Origin of the sequence: Bacillus sp. FSL K6-4563 (genome assembly GCF_038630405.1) — a bacterium.
Classification (GTDB): Bacteria; Bacillota; Bacilli; order Bacillales; family Bacillaceae; genus Bacillus; species Bacillus pumilus.
Genome location: NZ_CP152030.1, coordinates 3616227 through 3634969, shown reverse-complemented (window position 1 = coordinate 3634969; position 18743 = coordinate 3616227). Strand labels below are relative to the sequence as shown.

Genomic DNA, 18743 nt, shown 5'->3' with positions numbered 1-18743 from the left:
TATAATGAAATGAAGAAGAGAGGTAGGGCATCACTCTTCTTCATTAATCAGTAGAACGAATCATGTTTCTTTACTTTTCAATGGGGTACTTCTCTCCATTTTTTATTAATTTTTCTTCAATTATTTCTTGCACATTTAGATGAAGGTCTGAGCAAAGCATAAGAGAATATATTAAGATATCTGCTATTTCCTCTTTGATATTTTCTTCGTTCGCCTCAAGAGCATCTTCATTACTTTTCCATTGGAAGTCTTCAAGCAGTTCAGCAGCTTCTATCGAAATTGAGATGGCCAAGTCTTTTGGATTATGATACTGTCTCCAGTTTCGATCATCTCGAAATTGGTTAATCGAATGTATTAAATCTTTGATTTCAGTCATATTTGCCTCCCTCATTTATCTCTTGTAATTTCCTTCTCAATTTTTCATCTGTTGCATAAATATAAAGCCCGTGAATGCCTCGCTTCATCAGAACGTTAATCGAGTTTAGTATAATTTTTTCTTTTGCCTGTTTGATTTCCTCTGCAGACATGTCACTTCTTGTTGTGAATGCACCTGTATCTTTATAATTTGACGTGTCTATGAGAAGTTCATCCTTTTCTTCATCATAGCTGATAGAAGGGCCAAGTATGACGCCGACATAATTTAAATCAAATCCTTGAACCGTATAGATTGAGCCCACTTCTCTAACTGAATCTGCATGTTCAGCCCATGTCCATTTATCATTTGTAAAATTCCAGGGCATATTGATACCGTCTTCATCTACGATATAGGCAGCTCCATCTTTTTTATGTAAAAAGTCAAAGGTAGATACAATGCGGGATAGGCCTACTTCATTATCTTTTTCTTGAATGGCAGTTTTAAATTGATTAGGATTCTCAAAAATTTTGAGTTCGAAAGATTCCTGTTTTTTAGGCAGAGTTAATAATCGTTTTGAGACAAACTGGTCAATCCATTTCAACGTATCAGTATCAGCATGCATACGCATCTGTTCTGTAAGTTTCACAGTCTTGGCATGGTATCTGTTTGTTATTTCCTCGAGTAATTTTTCATTCCAATAGCTTTTAATTTTGAGTACCTGCTTTGGATCAAAAATGACAATGGTGATTTTACTTCGTTTGATAATCTCCTCGAGTTGGTTTTGGTAATGAAAGTTATTGTATTTATCATCTTTTGTTAATAAAAGATGAGCTTCATCAATTAACACGATGTCAGCCATTTCACCTGACTTTGTCAACTGATTGATAAACGAGGTTGGTCTCATAATTTGTTTCTTCTTCAGATTTGGCAAACTCTTTGCGATGTTTTGATATGTTTTAAGCATTTCCGCATGATTCACAAGTAAATAATTGTTCTTTTTGTTTAAGACAGATTCCATATCATTTGATAAATCTTGAATCGTATTAAAGAGAGAACTTAGTAAAACACTCTTCCCAGTTCCTGCATCACCCTCTATCGAAATCACATGGTGACCGGACTGTTTGATATACTCATTACAAAAAGATAAGATTTCATTTTTAATTTCTACTTGTTGTGGTGATAATTCTTTATAGGGAGACAGTTTATAAATATCTCTATTTTTTAATGTTTCAATTGAATGAGTAACGATCTCCTCTTTTTGAAGTTGCGTCCATACCTCATTAAAGACAGATTCATTGTAAAAGTCTTTCTGATAATAATGGTGCATCTCTCTCGATCGTGTCTGGCTAACATTTTTTAATTGAAAACGATTTTCTGCAATAAAGTAGTTTATGAGATTTGTCTCAATATTATAAGAGGCAGATTGATGAAAGCGTTCATGTCCGATCAGAATGGTTTTGGTTAGTTTATTCTTATTCTGGTCTTTCAAATGATCTTTCAAACGTCTACTAGCTTGGACTGACTGACCAATATAAGCAGATGGTTTCTTCTTTTCATCATAAAGAATATAGACAATAGGTTGATTATGAAATACGGTTGTTCGTAAAGAAAGAATTTGATCTGTCATAAAATCGCGTTTTTCAATAATAAGTTCACTCATTTAGCAAGCCCCTGTAGTCTTTTTGCCTATTATCGTATCATAAATTTAGCAAAATATCTCAGTGGTTATAAGTGAAAATTGAATCTCGAGATAAATCAGACATTGATTTATTTTTTAATTTACAATATGAAAATACGAGGTGACCAAACTGATCACATTCCAATACAAAGTATTTCTAACAGTCGTCGAGTGCGGCAGTTTTACAAAAGCCGGGGAGAAGCTTGGACTGACGCAGTCTGGAGTCAGTCATAATATTGCGAAGCTTGAGTCAGAGTTAGGGGTTGTGCTGCTTCGGCGGAATCGAAACGGGCTTTCGTTAACGGACGCAGGTGAGCGGGTGATGCCGCATATTCGGCAAATCATTCATCATGCGTCATTGCTTGAGCAGGAGGCGGCGCTAATTCAAGGGATGGAAGTGGGGAGTATCAAGATCGGGACGTTCTCCAGTTTTTCTTCAAAAATGCTTCCGCAGCTGATTCACCGCTTTACAAAAAGGTATCCCAATATCCAAGTAGAGTTATATGAAGGTGGTTATGAGGAGATTGAGGAGTGGATTGCGTCTGGCACGGTTGATGTCGGTTTTTTAACGCAGCCATCAAGAGAATTTGAAACTGTTCCACTTTTCCAAGATGAATTGGTGGTGCTCATGCAAGAGGATCATCGCTTCCATACGAAGAAAGTGATAGAAGTTGACTCGTTCCATGATGAATCATTCATTATGCCAAAAGCGGGCTGTGATCTGCTCATTAAGAAATTATTAAAAGAAAGAGGCGTGAAGCCTCAAGTTTTGTTTGAAATTGGAGACAACAATACGCTCATTTCTATGGTTCAAGAAGGGCTCGGAGTGACCATCATTCCGACATTAATTTTGCCGCCGCAGATGTCTCATACGAAAGTCATTCCACTTGAGACAAGCGTATATCGTGAGATCAATTTGGCGTTCAAATCATTCAAAGCAGCATCCCCATCGACTAAAAGATGGATCGAAGCGGTCAAAGATCATTTTAAGTAAAATCAGCTTGAACGAGATGTCTCCCATTCAAGCTGATGGTTTATAAGGTCAACACGCCGCGAATAGTGATAACCGCCGCGCCTGCCACTTTGATCACAGGCTTTGATTCATTCGGAATGACCGTGATACGAAGGATGCCAGGTCTGCCGATGGCATCCCCTTGGGCAATGTTCAGATGACTGATTTCTTGCTGAGAAATGATACCTTCCAAATAAAGATAGCCAGCCAATGCTCCGTTTGCTGCCCCTGTCACCGGATCTTCGGGTATCCCGATCCCAGGTGCAAAATCTCTCGTGTAAAGATCACATTCTTTTGTGGTATGAAATGTATAAAGGTGAGTCGTCGTGAGATTCTGCTCTTTATTCATTTTCCCTAAAGCCGCTAAGTTCGGTGCTGCTTGATCGATATCCTTTTGGTGCTTCATCGGAACGAGAAGATGCCAGTTTCCGGTGTTTGCTAATTTGATAGGATAAGATGGATCAATGCGGTCACTGCTGATACCAAGCATGTCACTCAGCTCTTCTAAATCGATGACAAAATCTCGCGTCTTCGGTGTCACCTGCGTCATTTCTACATCAACGACCTTGTCATTTTCTTCGTGCCACACAACAGGAATATTGCCAATTTTTGTTTCTAACACGACTCCTGTTTTCTCTTTTGCCAGCCCAAGCTCCGTCGCCAAAAGCCAAGTCAATCCAACAGTCGCATGCCCGCAGAAATTGACCTCTTCCGTCGGTGTGAAGTATTTGACCCGATAATCAGCTTCTTTATCATGTGCAGGCAGCAAGAAGACAGATTCCGGTAAATTCAACTCCTTGGCGATATTCTGCATCTCATCCTCCGTTAAAAGATCACCATCCAACACGACCCCAGCAGCATTTCCTCCAAATTTCTCAGTTGTAAACGCATCGACATGATACACCCTAATGTCTCTCATATAATGAATCCTCCTATAGAATCTTGTTACGTTTATCATAAGTTTCATCATTCCATTCGTAAAATGAATCTTTTTGATACTTTAAATCGGAGGTGTTCATGTAAGGGGATGAGTTTTCTCAGAATACAGGTTTGAGTAAAATATAATGAAAGAAAAAATAAAGCGAGGGATGCATGATAGCTATAGGTGGATACATCAATATTGGCATCGTTTTTTATGAGGCCATTCATTTACCAAATACTTTTCGCCAATTGTCTGATTATCTAGCTCAAAAAGACATATCTATGACCAAAGTAAAGTTTAGTCAGGACCCTGACGGCGAAACGTGGATTGAACACAATGTAAAAGAGAATATCATCAAAGACGATGCCTTTTCAGGTTATTATATGGAGTTTGAATTGTCAGGCTTAAGTTCTGAGCTAAAAGAGATGACCATCAACATACAAAAAGAATCAGGTTATGTAGGGTTCGTTCTTTGTTTAAAGTGGGGTGAGGTTGTTTCACATGATGTCGTTCATCTTCAACAGGACATCATACGGTGTGTTGTGGAACTTTATCATACGCTTCCGTTTGAGTATGCGTTCATTGGACAAGAAATTGAAGTCGAGATTCATCCAGATGAGTTCGAAAAGTACCTTCAAGAACAGCATGCTTTTCCAGTTGCTCTAATTGGCAAAGGAGGTCACATAGACATTTATTATGGTGATGTGGCGATTGACGGCCTTTCTTCTCAAAAAAGAAGGAGGGAATGTTTAAAGATTGAAAGGGAACAATAAAAAAGCCTCCTGAATATAACAGGGGGCTTTTCCCATCCATCACCCATAATAATTATTCGCCTGAATAAAAAACTGGGATTGCATGTAGTTATATGTGATTTTCGAGAAGTCGAAAGGCTGGCCGTTTGTGAGATGAAAGACGGTTTCGACGCGGAGAGCGGGATCGTCTTGGTTAAGGCCGAGGTGTTTTGCTTCGGTTTCATTCAGTTTGCCTACTTGCAAGTACATATCGGAAAAGCCGACTTTGAGTCCAAGGCCTTCACTGATAAATTTAAAAACAGAATCAGCGGCAATTTCTGTGTTGAGATAGGGAATGATGGTTTTTCGATAATAGGATTCTTCTAGACATAAGGTTTGTCCATTGATGTAACGGATGCGTTTGAGGTAAAAAACATCCTCATCTTCTTCAATATTCAAATTAAGCGCTGCTTCTTCGGACGGCTTGATGGTGTCTAGCATTAAAACCTCTGATGTCAGTTGAAATTCCTCTAAGTCTTTTTTAAACCCTTGGTTGGATAAAAGGCTGATGTAGCCCTTGCGCCGGTGTCTTCGAACAAAGATGCCGCTGCCCCTCACTTGATAGATAATTCCTTTTTTTTCGAGTAATTCTAACGATTTGATAATGGTACTTTTGCTCACAGCAAATTGGCTCATGAGTGTTTCGAGTACAGGAAGCTTATCTCCTTGCTGTAGCTCATGGGTGACAATATATTTTTCAATATCGCTCGCAATTTGTTGATACTTTAACATAGCTATTCCTCTTTGTTTTCACGATTTATTGTCTTTGATTATAGCACATACCGATTTTTCTTTGATATGTTAAATGAAATTATATATGTATTGATAAATTGTACCGGTATAATTATAATGTACATATACTAGTAGTGATACAGCCAACGGACGTCATGATAACAATTGTGAAATAGGAGGAATATATAATGACATTATCAAAAGATTTTCTATGGGGCGGCGCATTAGCTGCACATCAATTCGAAGGTGGATGGAATGAAGCAGGAAAAGGCCCAAGTGTTGTGGATGTAATGACAGCTGGTGCTCACGGAGTACCGAGACAAATTACGGAGACGATAGAAGACAGCAAATTTTATCCGAACCATGAAGCAATCGATTTCTACCATCGTTATAAGGAAGATATCGCGATGTTTGCTGAAATGGGGTTAAAATGCCTGCGTACATCGATCGGCTGGAGCCGGATTTTCCCTAAGGGAGATGAAGTGGAACCGAATGAAGCAGGTTTACAATTCTATGATGATGTATTTGATGAACTGCTCAAGCATGGCATCGAGCCTGTGATTACACTGTCTCACTTTGAGATGCCGCTTCATTTGGCAAGAGAATACGGCGGATTCCGAAGCCGAAAAGTCGCTGAATACTTCGCGAAATTCGCTGAAGTGTGCTTCAATCGTTACAAGGACAAAGTCACATACTGGATGACATTTAATGAAATCAATAACAAAATGGATGTCAACAACCCGCTGTTCCTATGGACAAACTCAGGGGTATCAGTCAAAGAAGGCGAAAATGCCAAAGAAATCATGTATCAAGCAGGACATCATGAATTACTAGCAAGTGCATGGGCAGTAGCAAAAGGCAAAGAAATTAATCCTGCTTTTCAAATTGGTGCAATGGTATCTCACGTACCAATCTATCCGTATTCCTCAAATCCAGAGGATGTCATGCTTGCTGAAGAATATATGAGACAACGCTATTTCTTCCCAGATGTACAAGTTCGGGGCTACTATCCGAGCTATGCACTGAAAGAATTCGAACGCGAGGGCTATCATATTCCGTTTGAAGAAGGCGATGAAGAAAGCTTAAGAAAAGGCAAAGTAGATTATCTTGGCTTTAGCTACTACATGTCGACAACAGTTAAAAGTGATGCAGTGTCTGATAACGACGGAGACATTGTCAACGGAGCCCTTCCGCATGGTGTAGACAATCCTTATATCAAATCAAGTGACTGGGGCTGGTCCATTGACCCGACTGGCTTAAGATATACGTTGAATCGTTTTTACGATCGTTATCAAATCCCGCTCTTCATCGTTGAAAATGGGTTTGGTGCTATAGATCAAGTGGAGGAAGACGGTTCCATTCATGATCCAGAACGAATTCAATATCTCGCTTCTCATATCAAAGCACTGAAAAAAGCCATCGAATACGACGGTGTTGACCTGATTGGCTACACACCTTGGGGTATCATTGACATCGTGTCATTCACAACAGGTGAAATGAAAAAACGCTACGGCATGATCTATGTTGACCGCGACAACGAAGGCAACGGCTCAATGAAGAGACTCAAAAAAGATTCGTTTACTTGGTACCAAAACGTCATTGCCACGAATGGTGAAGAAGTGTAATAAAGGAAAAAATAGAAACCCGGATGAGCGTGGTATATGCTTGTTCGGGTTTTTGCACTCTTTCGGAAAAATTGGTGTGTATATCCTTTTGTTCACTGGATATAAGTCTTATAATCTAGTAAGAAAGAGGAAGAGTGGAATAGGAGAGATCATAAATGACGAAATGGTGGATGGTTCGTGCAGGCGACCAGAATGATTTAATTCCGATGTGGGAAGAGAAAGGGTTAGCATCAATCGGTTGGCCAAAATTAGGTAATCCAAAACAATATCAAACAAAGCAAGAAATGAATGCCCGAGCTGATGTCATCTTCGCCGAGAGCAAACCTTTTACAAGAAGAAGCTGGGTTAGTCAGGTATGGAGGTTTAGTAGAGAAATTCAAAATGGAGATCGAATTATTACATACATAAAAGAAAGCCGTGAATATCGAGTTGGTACGGTGACTGCTCCACATTTTTTTGATGAAGCAGCAGGGGATAAAATGTATCCAAATCATATTCAAGTCAACTGGGAACCAATTGCAGTGAAACGAGATTCTCTTAGCCAATCAGCTAAAAACAGCCTCGGTTCTATATCAACTGTTTTTCGTGTAGATGATTGGGGAGAAGAAATTGAACACCTACTTAAAAACCCTACTTCTATACCAGCATCCGAAGATGAAACCGAGGAAGATGAAATTATTGAAGATTTAGTCAGCAAAGCAACTGTGATGATTGCAGATAAGGTGGATAAATTGGATCCGTGGAAGATGCAAGACTTAGTCGGGGGCTTACTGCAAGCTATGTCATACAATGTTCGTGTGAGTCCAAAAGGTCCTGACGGCGGTGTAGATGTATTAGCTTATAAAGATGCATTTGGATTTGAAAAGCCTATTATTAAAGTACAAGTCAAGCATCGAAAAAATTCAGCCAGTGCACCAGAAGTGCAGCAATTATTAGGAGCCAACCCGATGAATGCAAATAGTTTATTTGTTTCTACTGGCGGATTTACCTCTCATGCAAAAGCTGTTGCGAAGCATAATGAAGTTCATCTATTGGACTTAGAAGAACTCGTCAATCTGATTGTACATTGGTATGAGAATATGCCCACAGAAACAAGATCTTTATTACCTTTGAAAAAAGTGTATGTGCCTGAGTGATTTTTTATTGTTTAAGTTTTATTAATGCCTGAATACAAAGAAAAAAGAGGGTAATGGTGACAAAATAGTTCATTGGGTTGTGAAAGATCTTCATGTTCAAGGATATTTGAAGAAGAATCCAAAGGCCGAATATCACCATAACAGCAGGAATGATTTTTTTATACATATTGATACTCCTTTTGAGAGTGGTTTGTTTTTAGTTAGCATTGTCTCATATTGTTGCAGAGGTTGAAAAGAGATAAAGAAATGAATAGGTTTCATTACATGATTTGGTATAATTGATCTATAAAAACGTTAAATGGTAGATAAAGAATAGGAGTTGTTGTAATGAATCACACTCTGCAAATGGGAGCCAATACCGTACTAAACTCTCCAAAGGGACAGGTATCCATCAGCTATGAAGTGTCATCTGAAATTGATATTTCTTTAACAGCGTTTCTTTTAACAGATTCGGATCAGGTTGAAGGAGATCATGGCATTATTTTTTACAATCAACCAGAGAGTGCCACGGGTGTCGCGACACTTTTACCAGCAGAGGTATCAGGTCAGTTGAAAAGACATCAATTAAATTTTGATATGAGCAAAGTGCCTGCTGGAATCACAAAGATGGCGATTACACTAACAGAGGATCAAGGATCGGGCTTTTCTCAAGTGAAGCATTTACAAGCAGAAATTCGAACAGGTGACGAGGTGCTTTATCTAACACCAGTAAGCTTTACAAATGAAAAGGGCATTGTCGTAGTAGAGCTATATATAAGAAATGGTGACACGAAAGCACGCTCAATCTGGCGTGGCTTCGATTCTGGACTGGAAGGGCTATGCAAGCTTTATGGTGTGGAGGTTGAACCTGATGAACAGGATATTTCTACACCTCAAATGGCTCCTGAAAAACAACCAATTGAAGACCCTGCTCAAACGAAGACAACTGCTAAAGAGAAAGTCGCTGCACCTATCAGTTTAGAGAAAGTTCAAGGTAAAATTAGTCTAGATAAAGGTCATAAACCGATCATAATCGAGAAAACGCCTGAGATCACAGCTACAGTATCTTGGGAGTCTGGCACTGATTATGATATTTATGCATTGGTCTACACAAAGTCAGGAAAGCAAGTAGATGTGGCTATGTTTGGTGCGAAAGAAATTCCTGCTCTCAAAAGTTACGACAACGGAGCTGTTGAGCATATGGGAGATGTCGGTAGAGACCATGAATCAATGAAAACAGAAGTTATTAAACTACGGTTAAATGACGATATCCTTGCCGTCGTTCCGGTTGTTTATTCTGCTCAATCAAACGGAACAGGTTCCTTTTATAGATATAGAGTATCTATGAGTATCGATAATCATCAAGGAACGTCTGTGACGATTCATGCCAAACATGCCAATGACAATGATCGTATTTATTCTTGTGTGCCAGGTATGCTTCAAAATACAAATGATGGTGTAATCATCCGCCCACTTGAGCTTTACAGCAAACCAAACTCTGAGCGGAGACCTAAATTAAAAATGAAGTCTTCTAATGAAATTGAGGTATTGATGGATAAAGGACCTGTCAATGATTATAAATAAAACGGATGTATGGCTAGCTCAAAAAAGGTGACTTCTATGAATAATAAGCCCAAAAAAATTGAAACTCTAAAAAGAAAAAGCAGAAGAAAGCACTTAATGAACGAATTAAGCTATATGACACTTCCAGAAAACGCATTTTTAGATATCGAAGAAAATCAACTGTTTTGTCAAAAGGTTTTTACTTTCCTTCAATCAAGAGAAGACAAAATGCAAATACATGGAGATGGCTATCGAGAGCATATTGAGAAGTCTGAACAAGTGTTAAAGGAAATGGTTAACAAGGTAAAAGTAACTCCTACACAAGGTAGATTACTATTTTTTCGAGACCATGAAATTGAAGCCCTTTTAGTGGATGTGGATGAAGTGTTTAGTCATTTAAATCAACTTCTCGAGCACACCAAATTTTCAACTGGATATGGTGATTTTATTTTAGTCTCAGAGGATTTTCATTTTGGATTATGCATAGAGCGAACGGAATATTATTATGAATTTAGCACGTGGGGGCTTTGAGTTTAGAAATGAAGAGTTATGACTTTTTTATTGTTCGTCGTTATTTCCTTTATTTTTAAATTCGGTAGAAACCCTAAAAGGTACGATTAGCTGATATAAAAGTGTTCTTTGATCTATATTTAATAAATTTATTATCTGTTTTTCGAGAAAAACATTGCTTTTATTAAAAGAATTAATTACTATAAAGTTATTAACATGTTAAAAGCGGTTTCATGAAACGATGAAAAGTTAAAAATAGAATAATACGTACATTCAATAAGGCGTGTTACTGTTCGGCAGGCAAGACCTAGATTGGATGGGATATCTGTATGTGTAGATTCCCACCCGATCCAGGTCTTTTTTTATTGCCTGAAGCCTTTTTTATTAAAAATGAAAGCGGTGACTTTAATGAACCATAAAGACTTAGCTCAAGACATTCTAAAACATATTGGCGGAAGCGAAAATGTTCAAAATGCCATTCACTGTATGACGAGATTAAGGCTGACTTTAAAAGACTCTTCACGCGCAAACACTGAAGAAATTAGTCGTCTTGATGGCGTCATCCAAGTAGCAGATACAGCAGGTCAGTATCAAATTATTATAGGAAATGATGTAGGTTATGTTTATAAAGAGTTTGCCAAATTGATTGATCAAAATCCAGAAGCAAGCGGGCAAATTGAACAGAATAAAGATCACAGCTTGAAAGGGTATTTCAATCGTTTTGCCAATTTGATCACTGGCATTTTTGCACCGATTATCCCTGCGATCGCTGGTGCAGGAATGTTGAAGGCTCTATTAATTTTATTGCCGATGCTGAACTTGATGAAAGAAGACAGCCAAACCTATTTGGTATTGAAAATCATCTCAGATGCAGCGTTCTTCTTCCTACCTATTTTGTTAGCCTATACAAGCTCACAAAAATTTGGCACAAACCCTATGGTATCGATGGCTTTGGCAGGGGTATTGTTACATCCTAACTTAACAGCCCTGTTTAGCAGTGGTGATCCAGTTGTCTTTGTGGGCATCCCGCTAAAAGCTGTTTCATATGGTGCATCGGTTATTCCGATCATACTCATTGTCTGGCTGATGTCTTATGTAGAAAAGCTGGCAGATAAATTATCACCGGGACCTGTCAAAATCTTTATGGTTCCTTTAATTACGATGATTATTGTCGCTCCGATTGGTTTACTGTTTTTAGGACCGCTCGGTATGTATCTTGGTGCAGGTTTAGCCGCAGGGGTCTTATGGATTCAGCAAACTGCGGGTTGGGCTGCCGTTGCTATTTTAGCCGTTTTCTTACCTTTTATCGTCATGTTTGGGATGCAGAAGGTGTTCTATCCAGTTGTTATCGCTTCCCTTGCTTCACCTGGTTACGATGCTCTCATTGGGGTAGCCATGCTAGCGGCGAACTTTGCGCAAGGTGGAGGTGCTTTGGCTGTTTCATTTAAAACCAAAGATCCTAAGTTAAAACAAATTGCGATGTCCGGAGGAATCTCTGCATTATTTGGTATAACAGAACCTGCATTATACGGCGTTCATTTAAAACTTAAGAAAACATTACTCGCATGTATGATTGGTGCAGGAGTTTCAGGTATTTTTGTTGGATTGATTAAGCTAAAGGCGTTTGTCATGGTTTCACCTGGAATCGCAACAATGCCGATTTTCATTGAAAAAGGAACTTCAAACTTTACGTTTGCCATTATTGGTGCAGTCATTTCAGCAGTCGTTGCATTTATTGCTGTTTACATCATCGGCTTTAAAGATGCAGAAACTGAAGTCATCCAGAAGAACAGCGAGCCTGTCTCCACATCAGAAAGCACAAGAAATCGTGAAGTCATTTATGCACCAATTCAAGGAGACATTATTCCTTTAGCAAAAGTGAATGATAAAGTTTTCTCTGAAGAAGTGATGGGTAAAGGAGCAGCGATTCAACCTAGCGAGGGAAAAGTATTCGCTCCTTTTGATGGACAAGTGGAAATGGTTTTTCATACAAATCATGCCATTGGACTAAGATCAAAGCTTGGTGTGGAAGTTCTTATTCATATTGGTATTGATACCGTTAACTTAAATGGACAATATTTTACTTCACATGTTCAAAAAGGTGATACAGTGAAACTAGGTCAACTCTTGATAGAATTTGATGGCCAAAATATACAAAAGGCTGGTTATGATACAACAACACCAGTCATTATTACAAATTCAGCTGATTATTTAGAAATTTTACCCCAAGAGGGAAAAACGAATCCTGTTTCTGGTCATCAGCAGCCACTTTTAACGGTCTTATAAATCGATTTTGAATGTATCCAGGAAGGTGATATGGTATGGAAATTATAAAAGTGCTGAATACCAGTGTGGTTCTCGCTAAAAGAGATGACGGTAAGGAAATCATCGTAATGGGTAAAGCCATTGGATTTAAAAATAAGCCAGGCAGTCTTATTCAAGAGTCTGATATTCAAAAGATCTATGTGCTAGAAGATCAAAGCACGTCTAATGATTTAGCTGAGCTTATGAGGGAGACCCCAGAGGAATTTTTAATCATGACGGATGAGATTATATCCTATGCGAAGCGCCGTTTATCTACACACTTAAATGAGCATCTTTATATTTCTTTAACCGATCACCTTTTCATGGCTACGAAGCGCTTTAAGGAAAATTTAACGATACAAAATCGCCTGCTGTGGGAAGTGAAGAAATTTTACCCTGAGGAATTCAGTATTGGTCTGCATGCACTAGAGCTGATTGAAAAACAGTTAGGCATTCAGCTGCCTGAAGAAGAAGCGGCGAATATTGCATTTCATCTAGTAAATGCGCAGCAGACTAAAGATAATTTAAATCAAATCGTGATGATGACCAATATGGTCAAAGACATTTTAAATATTATCAAAATGCATTATAAAATCGACATTCCGACAGATACGATTAATTACTCCAGGTTTTTAACACATTTACAGTTCTTTGTTCAACGTTTACTTGAGAACAAAATGCTTGAAACAGATGATCACGATCTAATTGATCAAATCATGAGGAAGTATCCTGAAGAAGTAAAATGTGTGGAGAAAATCGAGAAATATATTAAAACCAATGTGGATTACACGATTTCCAGTGACGAAAAAATGTATTTAATTATTCATGTTAATCGAGTGGTTCAAAGAAATAACGCATAGTCTTGAGGAGGAAGAAACATGTCTAATCAAATCAAGAAATTTCCAGAAGGTTTTTTATGGGGTGGCGCCATTGCGGCAAACCAAGCAGAAGGTGCATGGAATGTAGACGGAAAAGGGCTATCGACTGCTGATGTGGCGATCTTTAAAAAAGGTCTCAGTAAGTCTGACTATAAAAAGCACAATAAAGTGGATGAAGAACAAATTCAGCAAGCGATGCGTGCAGATACCGCTGAAGGTTATCCGAAACGAAGAGGTGTAGACTTTTATCATCGTTATCCTGAAGATATGGCGCTGTTCAAAGAAATGGGATTGAAGACGTTACGTGTCTCGATTGCATGGACACGTATTTTTCCAAACGGTGATGAAGAAGAGCCAAATGAATCGGGATTATTATTTTACGACCGCCTATTCGATGAGATGAAGAAACATGATATTGAACCACTCGTTACGTTATCTCATTATGAAATGCCGCTATATTTAGTGAATGAATATGGAGGATGGTCTCATCGCATAGTCGTTGATTTCTTTGTGAAATTTAGCCGAGTGGTATTTGATCGATACAAAGATAAAGTCAAGTATTGGCTGACCTTCAATGAAATTGATAGCATTGTTCGACATCCATTTACAAGTGGTGGAATCGTTTCAGAGCGCTTTGACAATGTAGAACAGGCAGTTTATCAAGCATTGCATCATCAATTTGTTGCAAGTGCTTTGGCGGTTAAATATTGTCATAAAATGATTCCTGGGGCAAAAATAGGGTGTATGCTGACGAAATTAACAACGTATCCGTATTCTTGTAACCCAAAGGATGTTTTAAAGGCGTCAAAGAACAATCAGTTCAATATGTTCTTCACAGATGTACAGGTGCGCGGTGAATATCCACGTTTTATCAATCGACTGTTCAAAGAAAAGAATATCCACATTGAGAAACAGGTGGGAGATGACGAATTATTAAAGGTGCATACGGTTGATTTTATTTCTTTCAGTTACTACAATTCACTAGTTGCTACTGAAAATAGTGAGGGCATGGAAACTGTGAGCGGAAACACAATTGGCGGCGTGAAAAATCCTTATTTAGAAGTCAGTGAATGGGGCTGGCAGATCGACCCTATTGGTATTCGTATCTCTTTAAATGATTTATATGATCGCTATCAATTACCACTGTTTATTGTGGAGAATGGTTTAGGTGCATATGATAAGGTGGAAGATGGAAAGATCAATGATGACTATCGTATTAGCTATCATGAGCAGCATTTTCAGCAGATGTTAGAAGCTGTTGAAGATGGGGTCGAGTTGATGGGTTACACGAGCTGGGGAATTATTGATTTAATTAGTTACTCATCGTCCGAAATGGAAAAACGGTATGGGTTCATCCATGTTGATCAAGATAATGATGGAAATGGAACATTAAAACGAACACCTAAAAAAAGCTTTTATTGGTACCAGAACGTGATTCGTCAAAATGGTTTGGAAATAGACGATGAAAAGAATTGAGACACCTTTTAAAGGAGTGGCAGATAGCCGCTCCTTTTTTCTATTTATTGCGTCAGATGTTTGGCGATGATTTCCTCTCAAATTTAAGCAATTCACTATCATTACCTTTCACATTCATATAAAATAAGAGCAGTGAAAAATTGAAGAAATGCTTGATACATGAAGGGCATGTAAGCGGTGAGCTGCATGACATGATGAGATGTATGAACGTGAAGGCTGTAAAGCTGTTCTTCCTCACATATGAGATCTTATAAGCGTAACCATTATTTATCACTTCATTGCGATGGTGTTGAGGGGTGTGTCAGGATGAGGAATCCGTATGTGAGAACGGCTTCTAGTCTTTATATCAATTATTTTTTATTAGGGATGGTCAATATTATTTTGGCTTCCAATATGCCATTTTTAATCGAACAGTTAGATACCAATAGTGCAGGAATTAGTTATATGATTTCGGCGCTTGGCATTGGCAGGGTGCTCACGTATGGTTTATCGGGCGTGCTGTCAGATCGTTTTGGGCGAAAGCCTGTCATTTTGGTTTCGGGTGTGCTGATGGCGGTGTTCCTGATCGGAATTCCGTTGTCTCCAAATTATCAAATCGCGTTTGTGTTTGCGATTTTGGCAGGGGTCGCGAATTCAGCGATGGATGCAGGGACGTATCCTGCATTAATGGAGGCTTTTCCGCAAAACTCGGGATCTGCGAATGTGATGGTGAAGGCCTTTATATCAATTGGGGCAACCATCTTGCCACTCGCGATTTTCTTTTTGGCAGAGCATAATTTGTTTTATGGAATGGTATTTTTTGTTCCTGCTCTGATCTATCTTGTGAATGTCTTGATGCTGTGGAGCTTGCCATTTCCGAATCATCGCAAGGTGGAGCAAGTCCAGGTAACGGAGCATGACGGACTTCCGCGCTTCTCGACAGAGCCGACGTTTTGGAGAGAAGGAATTGCACTCATTGTGATCAGCTTTACGTCAAATGGGCTATATGCGTTGCCGCAAATTTGGCTTCCTACTTACGGTGAGGCCATATTGGGGATGACATCGGGCAGTGCTGTGAAACTGCTCAGTTACTATAGCATGGGCGGGCTGCTGTCTGTCGTGATGCTCGCATTTCTGTTGCGCCGTTTTGTCCGTCCGGTCACTGTGCTGCTGATCTATCCAATTATTACACTTGTTTCTATTTGTGTACTCTTGGTCGTGAAATCCCCAGTCATAGGAACCGTCAATGCTTTTGTATTGGGATTTTCAACAGCAGGAGTCTTTCAGCTGACGTTAACTGTGATGGCTGAATTCTTCTGGAAAAACAAAGGGACGATGACAGGAATTATTTCCACAGCGGGCGGCGTTTCGGCTATCGTCATCCCGGTCGTAACAGGCTTAATTCAGAGTCACTCGACGATTTTACAGATCTTTATGTTCGATGCGGTTGTGGCTGTTGTGGCCATTATCGGTGCATTGTATATCCTGTATCGATACCGTCAAATCATGGTACATGATTAAAAAAAGACGACCTCCGCTCAGGAAGTCGTCTTTCTTTTGTATTAGAAACGGTCATTTTCAAAAAGAATTTGCTTCACTTGATCAACTGGCATATCTTCACCAGTAAAGAGTTTGTAAGCAAGTGCACCTTGCCATAGCATCATGCCAAGACCGTTAATGGTTTTGGCGCCAGCTTCCTGTGCTTGAGCAAGAAGCTTTGTTTTTTGCGGGTTGTATACGACATCTGTTACGATCAAATCTTCACGCAGTACATCAAGCGTATCATCGATGATGCTGAGCTGATCTAGTGGTTTCATGCCAAGGCTTGTCCCGTTTGCTAAGATTGCACTTTCTGCTACTTCACGGCGGAACGTGTCTTTGTCTTCAAGTGGGAAAATGTTCGCTTTGACACCAAATGATTTCATTTCTTCGTTGATGTACGTCACATTTTCTTCAGCTTGAACAAAATATTGATCATTACGAGCAAAAATACTAATTTCACGAATACCAGATTGTGCAAGCTGAATCGCAATCGGAGTCGCGGCACCGCCTGAGCCAACGAGTGTGACCTTTTGTCCAGCTAATTCAACGCCATGCTCAATCAAGTTTCTCACGTAGCCAAGACCATCTGTGTTGTAGCCAATCAGCTTGCCATCCTTGTTCACAACAGTGTTGCTTGCACGTGTGTATCTTGCAGAATCGTCTAGTTCATCTAAGTAATCCAATACTTTCATTTTGTTCGGCATAGAAACGTTAAACCCAGCTGCACCCATTGCTTTCATACCATTTACGGCTGCTTCTAGTTCATCATTCCCTACTTCAAATGCGAGGTAAGCATAGTTGATCCCTGTTAGTGTATAGCTAAGGTTATGCATCCGTGGTGAAAGGCTGTGCCCGATTGGTGTAGCAAGAAGACCGACTAATTTTGTTTTCCCATCAATATTTCGTTCATGTATGTTTGTCATGATTGACATCTCCTTTAATTATCTAAATAATTTTTTCATGCGTCCAAGAACAAAGACCGCTAGCAATACGCTCATAACCGCAATGATCATATCGAAAAATAACGTCATTTTAATATCGTACGTGCTGACCAACCCACTTGTAATGAGCGGCACGAGAATAAACGCGGAGCTTGCCGCAATGTTGACGTATGATGAAGCCGTTGCTTTGTTTGTCGGGAATAGTTTCATCATGATACTCATCGCCAGCTGGAAGATTCCCGCTGTAAATAGCCCTAAGAAAAAGGTACTGACAATCACAATGCTGTATGTTTCGATTTGGAATAATGAAAGCATCGCAAGGAATGCTCCAATTGGATAAATAATTGCCACCATAATAGGTGAAATGAATTTATCTAATACGATCGACAGCAAGAGAACAGACACCAGTGCACCGATACTAAAATAAGATAGAAGCTGTGTGGCTTGTTCTGTGCCAAGTCCGATTAATTTTAACCCGAGCTGCGGAAGCCATGTCTGCCATACGACAAACAATGCAGTCGACGTGAACCCCATGAGTACAACAGCTAAGCCTTCACCAAGCATTTTAGGATCTTCCTTCATTTGTTCCTGTACTGGAAGGTCATCTTGTGAAGAGACTTGCTTATGGTTCGGGAACGGCATAAAGATTAAGTAAATCCCAACAAGTAAATAAAGAAGCCCTAGTCCAAAGAACGCCCAGCCCCAGAAGATGTCATGTGCAATAAGGAATGCCAGGATAAATGGAAGAACAGTCGCTCCAATTGAAACGGACGCCTTCACTAAAACAGAAGCTGAACTTGCCTTTTTAGGAAACGATTCTGTCAAAGCAGGATATGTTCCCGAATCAAGTAATGAGTTTGCAATCCCAGCAGAAATCGCAAAGATAAATGCTAGTGTATAACTCGTTGTCGTTGGGATACCGATTAAGAATAATAAGTAAAGAAAGTTTCCTGTAATAATGACAGGCTTACGTCCCCAGCGGTCGGCTAACCGGCCTGAGAAAAAGAGAGCAACCAGTTTACCAATTCCGATCGCCGATACAAGCAAGCTGATTTTCGGAATATCCACATGGTAGCGTTCTGATAAGCTGTCCATGTTGGAAGCTACAATAATATTGATCATGCCGAGCATGAAGTAGTTTAAATACATGCCAACAGACGATTTAATATAAGGATTTTTCATGTTCCCACTCCTATATTTGAAACCCCTTTAAGGTCAAATTCTTTGTATAATCTTGATTATTTCCTTACATGTACATAAGTCCATCACAACACCCCTTGTGTGATTGATGAGTAAATTGATGAATATTCGTCTCTTCTT

The 18743-nt window shown here is 39.3% G+C and carries 17 protein-coding genes; 10 read left to right on the top strand and 7 right to left on the bottom strand.

The genetic code is table 11. From position 1 onward, the window contains the following. Positions 1–70: 70 nt before the first annotated feature. A complete protein-coding gene (locus MHH54_RS18480; RefSeq protein WP_111913070.1) occupies positions 71–376 on the bottom strand; it encodes a nucleotide pyrophosphohydrolase in 306 nt (101 codons plus the stop codon). Continuing rightward, complete coding sequence (locus tag MHH54_RS18475; protein WP_111913072.1) at positions 369–2015, bottom strand: DUF2075 domain-containing protein; 1647 nt, start codon at positions 2013–2015, stop codon at positions 369–371. The genes MHH54_RS18480 and MHH54_RS18475 overlap by 8 nt, the downstream gene beginning before the upstream one ends. 139 nt (positions 2016–2154) lie before the next feature. Here MHH54_RS18475 and MHH54_RS18470 point away from each other — a divergent pair, with 139 nt between their 5' ends. After that, positions 2155–3027 (top strand): LysR family transcriptional regulator, encoded by an 873-nt coding sequence (locus MHH54_RS18470; protein ID WP_342500531.1) that lies wholly within the window; start codon positions 2155–2157, stop codon positions 3025–3027. Between the two features lie 40 nt (positions 3028–3067). Here MHH54_RS18470 and MHH54_RS18465 read toward each other — a convergent pair whose 3' ends face one another. Continuing rightward, the gene (locus MHH54_RS18465; protein ID WP_342500530.1) at positions 3068–3964 is read right to left on the bottom strand and encodes a PhzF family phenazine biosynthesis protein; all 897 of its coding nucleotides are present in this window, start codon (positions 3962–3964) and stop codon (positions 3068–3070) included. A 173-nt stretch (positions 3965–4137) separates the two neighbouring features. On the opposite strand from MHH54_RS18465, the gene MHH54_RS18460 reads away from it, so the two are divergent. Further along, a complete protein-coding gene (locus MHH54_RS18460; protein WP_342500529.1) occupies positions 4138–4740 on the top strand; it encodes an Imm64 family immunity protein in 603 nt (200 codons plus the stop codon). Between the two features lie 39 nt (positions 4741–4779). Here the strand turns inward: MHH54_RS18460 and MHH54_RS18455 are convergent, their stop codons facing one another. After that, complete coding sequence (locus MHH54_RS18455; protein ID WP_342500528.1) at positions 4780–5490, bottom strand: GntR family transcriptional regulator; 711 nt, start codon at positions 5488–5490, stop codon at positions 4780–4782. Between the two features lie 185 nt (positions 5491–5675). Here MHH54_RS18455 and bglA point away from each other — a divergent pair, with 185 nt between their 5' ends. After that, positions 5676–7115, top strand: coding sequence for a 6-phospho-beta-glucosidase BglA (gene bglA, locus MHH54_RS18450; protein ID WP_268494331.1), 1440 nt, complete (start codon positions 5676–5678; stop codon positions 7113–7115). A 155-nt stretch (positions 7116–7270) separates the two neighbouring features. Beyond that, positions 7271–8251 (top strand): restriction endonuclease, encoded by a 981-nt coding sequence (locus tag MHH54_RS18445; RefSeq protein ID WP_106033090.1) that lies wholly within the window; start codon positions 7271–7273, stop codon positions 8249–8251. A gap of 4 nt (positions 8252–8255) precedes the next feature. Here MHH54_RS18445 and MHH54_RS18440 read toward each other — a convergent pair whose 3' ends face one another. Then, positions 8256–8417 carry a hypothetical protein gene (locus MHH54_RS18440; protein ID WP_223251310.1) on the bottom strand — a complete coding sequence of 54 codons (162 nt, stop codon included), beginning with the start codon at positions 8415–8417 and terminating at the stop codon, positions 8256–8258. A gap of 161 nt (positions 8418–8578) precedes the next feature. Here MHH54_RS18440 and MHH54_RS18435 point away from each other — a divergent pair, with 161 nt between their 5' ends. From MHH54_RS18435 to MHH54_RS18410, 6 genes are all read left to right on the top strand, one after another. After that, the gene (locus tag MHH54_RS18435; protein WP_106033091.1) at positions 8579–9814 is read left to right on the top strand and encodes a TerD family protein; all 1236 of its coding nucleotides are present in this window, start codon (positions 8579–8581) and stop codon (positions 9812–9814) included. A 36-nt stretch (positions 9815–9850) separates the two neighbouring features. Continuing rightward, positions 9851–10324 carry a hypothetical protein gene (locus MHH54_RS18430; protein WP_342500527.1) on the top strand — a complete coding sequence of 158 codons (474 nt, stop codon included), beginning with the start codon at positions 9851–9853 and terminating at the stop codon, positions 10322–10324. Between the two features lie 387 nt (positions 10325–10711). Further along, a complete protein-coding gene (locus MHH54_RS18425) occupies positions 10712–12589 on the top strand; it encodes a beta-glucoside-specific PTS transporter subunit IIABC (RefSeq protein WP_342500526.1) in 1878 nt (625 codons plus the stop codon). Positions 12590–12624: 35 nt separating this feature from the next. Continuing rightward, positions 12625–13467 (top strand): PRD domain-containing protein, encoded by an 843-nt coding sequence (locus MHH54_RS18420; protein ID WP_048237973.1) that lies wholly within the window; start codon positions 12625–12627, stop codon positions 13465–13467. An 18-nt stretch (positions 13468–13485) separates the two neighbouring features. Further along, positions 13486–14961 carry a glycoside hydrolase family 1 protein gene (locus MHH54_RS18415; RefSeq protein WP_342500525.1) on the top strand — a complete coding sequence of 492 codons (1476 nt, stop codon included), beginning with the start codon at positions 13486–13488 and terminating at the stop codon, positions 14959–14961. Positions 14962–15267: 306 nt separating this feature from the next. Continuing rightward, the gene (locus MHH54_RS18410; RefSeq protein WP_342500524.1) at positions 15268–16461 is read left to right on the top strand and encodes an MFS transporter; all 1194 of its coding nucleotides are present in this window, start codon (positions 15268–15270) and stop codon (positions 16459–16461) included. Positions 16462–16502: 41 nt separating this feature from the next. Here MHH54_RS18410 and MHH54_RS18405 read toward each other — a convergent pair whose 3' ends face one another. Together MHH54_RS18405 and MHH54_RS18400 are read right to left on the bottom strand one after the other, a co-directional pair. Continuing rightward, on the bottom strand, positions 16503–17405 hold the full coding sequence (locus MHH54_RS18405; RefSeq protein WP_342500523.1) for a quinate/shikimate dehydrogenase: 903 nt from the start codon (positions 17403–17405) through the stop codon (positions 16503–16505). An 18-nt stretch (positions 17406–17423) separates the two neighbouring features. Continuing rightward, positions 17424–18605 (bottom strand): MFS transporter, encoded by a 1182-nt coding sequence (locus MHH54_RS18400; RefSeq protein ID WP_065099183.1) that lies wholly within the window; start codon positions 18603–18605, stop codon positions 17424–17426. Between the last annotated feature and the right edge of the window lie 138 nt (positions 18606–18743).

Coding starts and splice junctions, on each gene's coding strand:
- MHH54_RS18480 (WP_111913070.1), bottom strand. CDS start 376: ATGACTGAAATCAAAGATTTAATACATTCGATTAACCAATTTCGAGAT.
- MHH54_RS18425 (WP_342500526.1), top strand. CDS start 10,712: ATGAACCATAAAGACTTAGCTCAAGACATTCTAAAACATATTGGCGGA.
- MHH54_RS18445 (WP_106033090.1), top strand. CDS start 7,271: ATGACGAAATGGTGGATGGTTCGTGCAGGCGACCAGAATGATTTAATT.
- MHH54_RS18455 (WP_342500528.1), bottom strand. CDS start 5,490: ATGTTAAAGTATCAACAAATTGCGAGCGATATTGAAAAATATATTGTC.
- MHH54_RS18405 (WP_342500523.1), bottom strand. CDS start 17,405: ATGACAAACATACATGAACGAAATATTGATGGGAAAACAAAATTAGTC.
- MHH54_RS18460 (WP_342500529.1), top strand. CDS start 4,138: ATGATAGCTATAGGTGGATACATCAATATTGGCATCGTTTTTTATGAG.
- MHH54_RS18440 (WP_223251310.1), bottom strand. CDS start 8,417: ATGTATAAAAAAATCATTCCTGCTGTTATGGTGATATTCGGCCTTTGG.
- MHH54_RS18435 (WP_106033091.1), top strand. CDS start 8,579: ATGAATCACACTCTGCAAATGGGAGCCAATACCGTACTAAACTCTCCA.
- MHH54_RS18400 (WP_065099183.1), bottom strand. CDS start 18,605: ATGAAAAATCCTTATATTAAATCGTCTGTTGGCATGTATTTAAACTAC.
- MHH54_RS18430 (WP_342500527.1), top strand. CDS start 9,851: ATGAATAATAAGCCCAAAAAAATTGAAACTCTAAAAAGAAAAAGCAGA.
- MHH54_RS18420 (WP_048237973.1), top strand. CDS start 12,625: ATGGAAATTATAAAAGTGCTGAATACCAGTGTGGTTCTCGCTAAAAGA.
- MHH54_RS18465 (WP_342500530.1), bottom strand. CDS start 3,964: ATGAGAGACATTAGGGTGTATCATGTCGATGCGTTTACAACTGAGAAA.
- MHH54_RS18475 (WP_111913072.1), bottom strand. CDS start 2,015: ATGAGTGAACTTATTATTGAAAAACGCGATTTTATGACAGATCAAATT.
- MHH54_RS18415 (WP_342500525.1), top strand. CDS start 13,486: ATGTCTAATCAAATCAAGAAATTTCCAGAAGGTTTTTTATGGGGTGGC.
- MHH54_RS18410 (WP_342500524.1), top strand. CDS start 15,268: ATGAGGAATCCGTATGTGAGAACGGCTTCTAGTCTTTATATCAATTAT.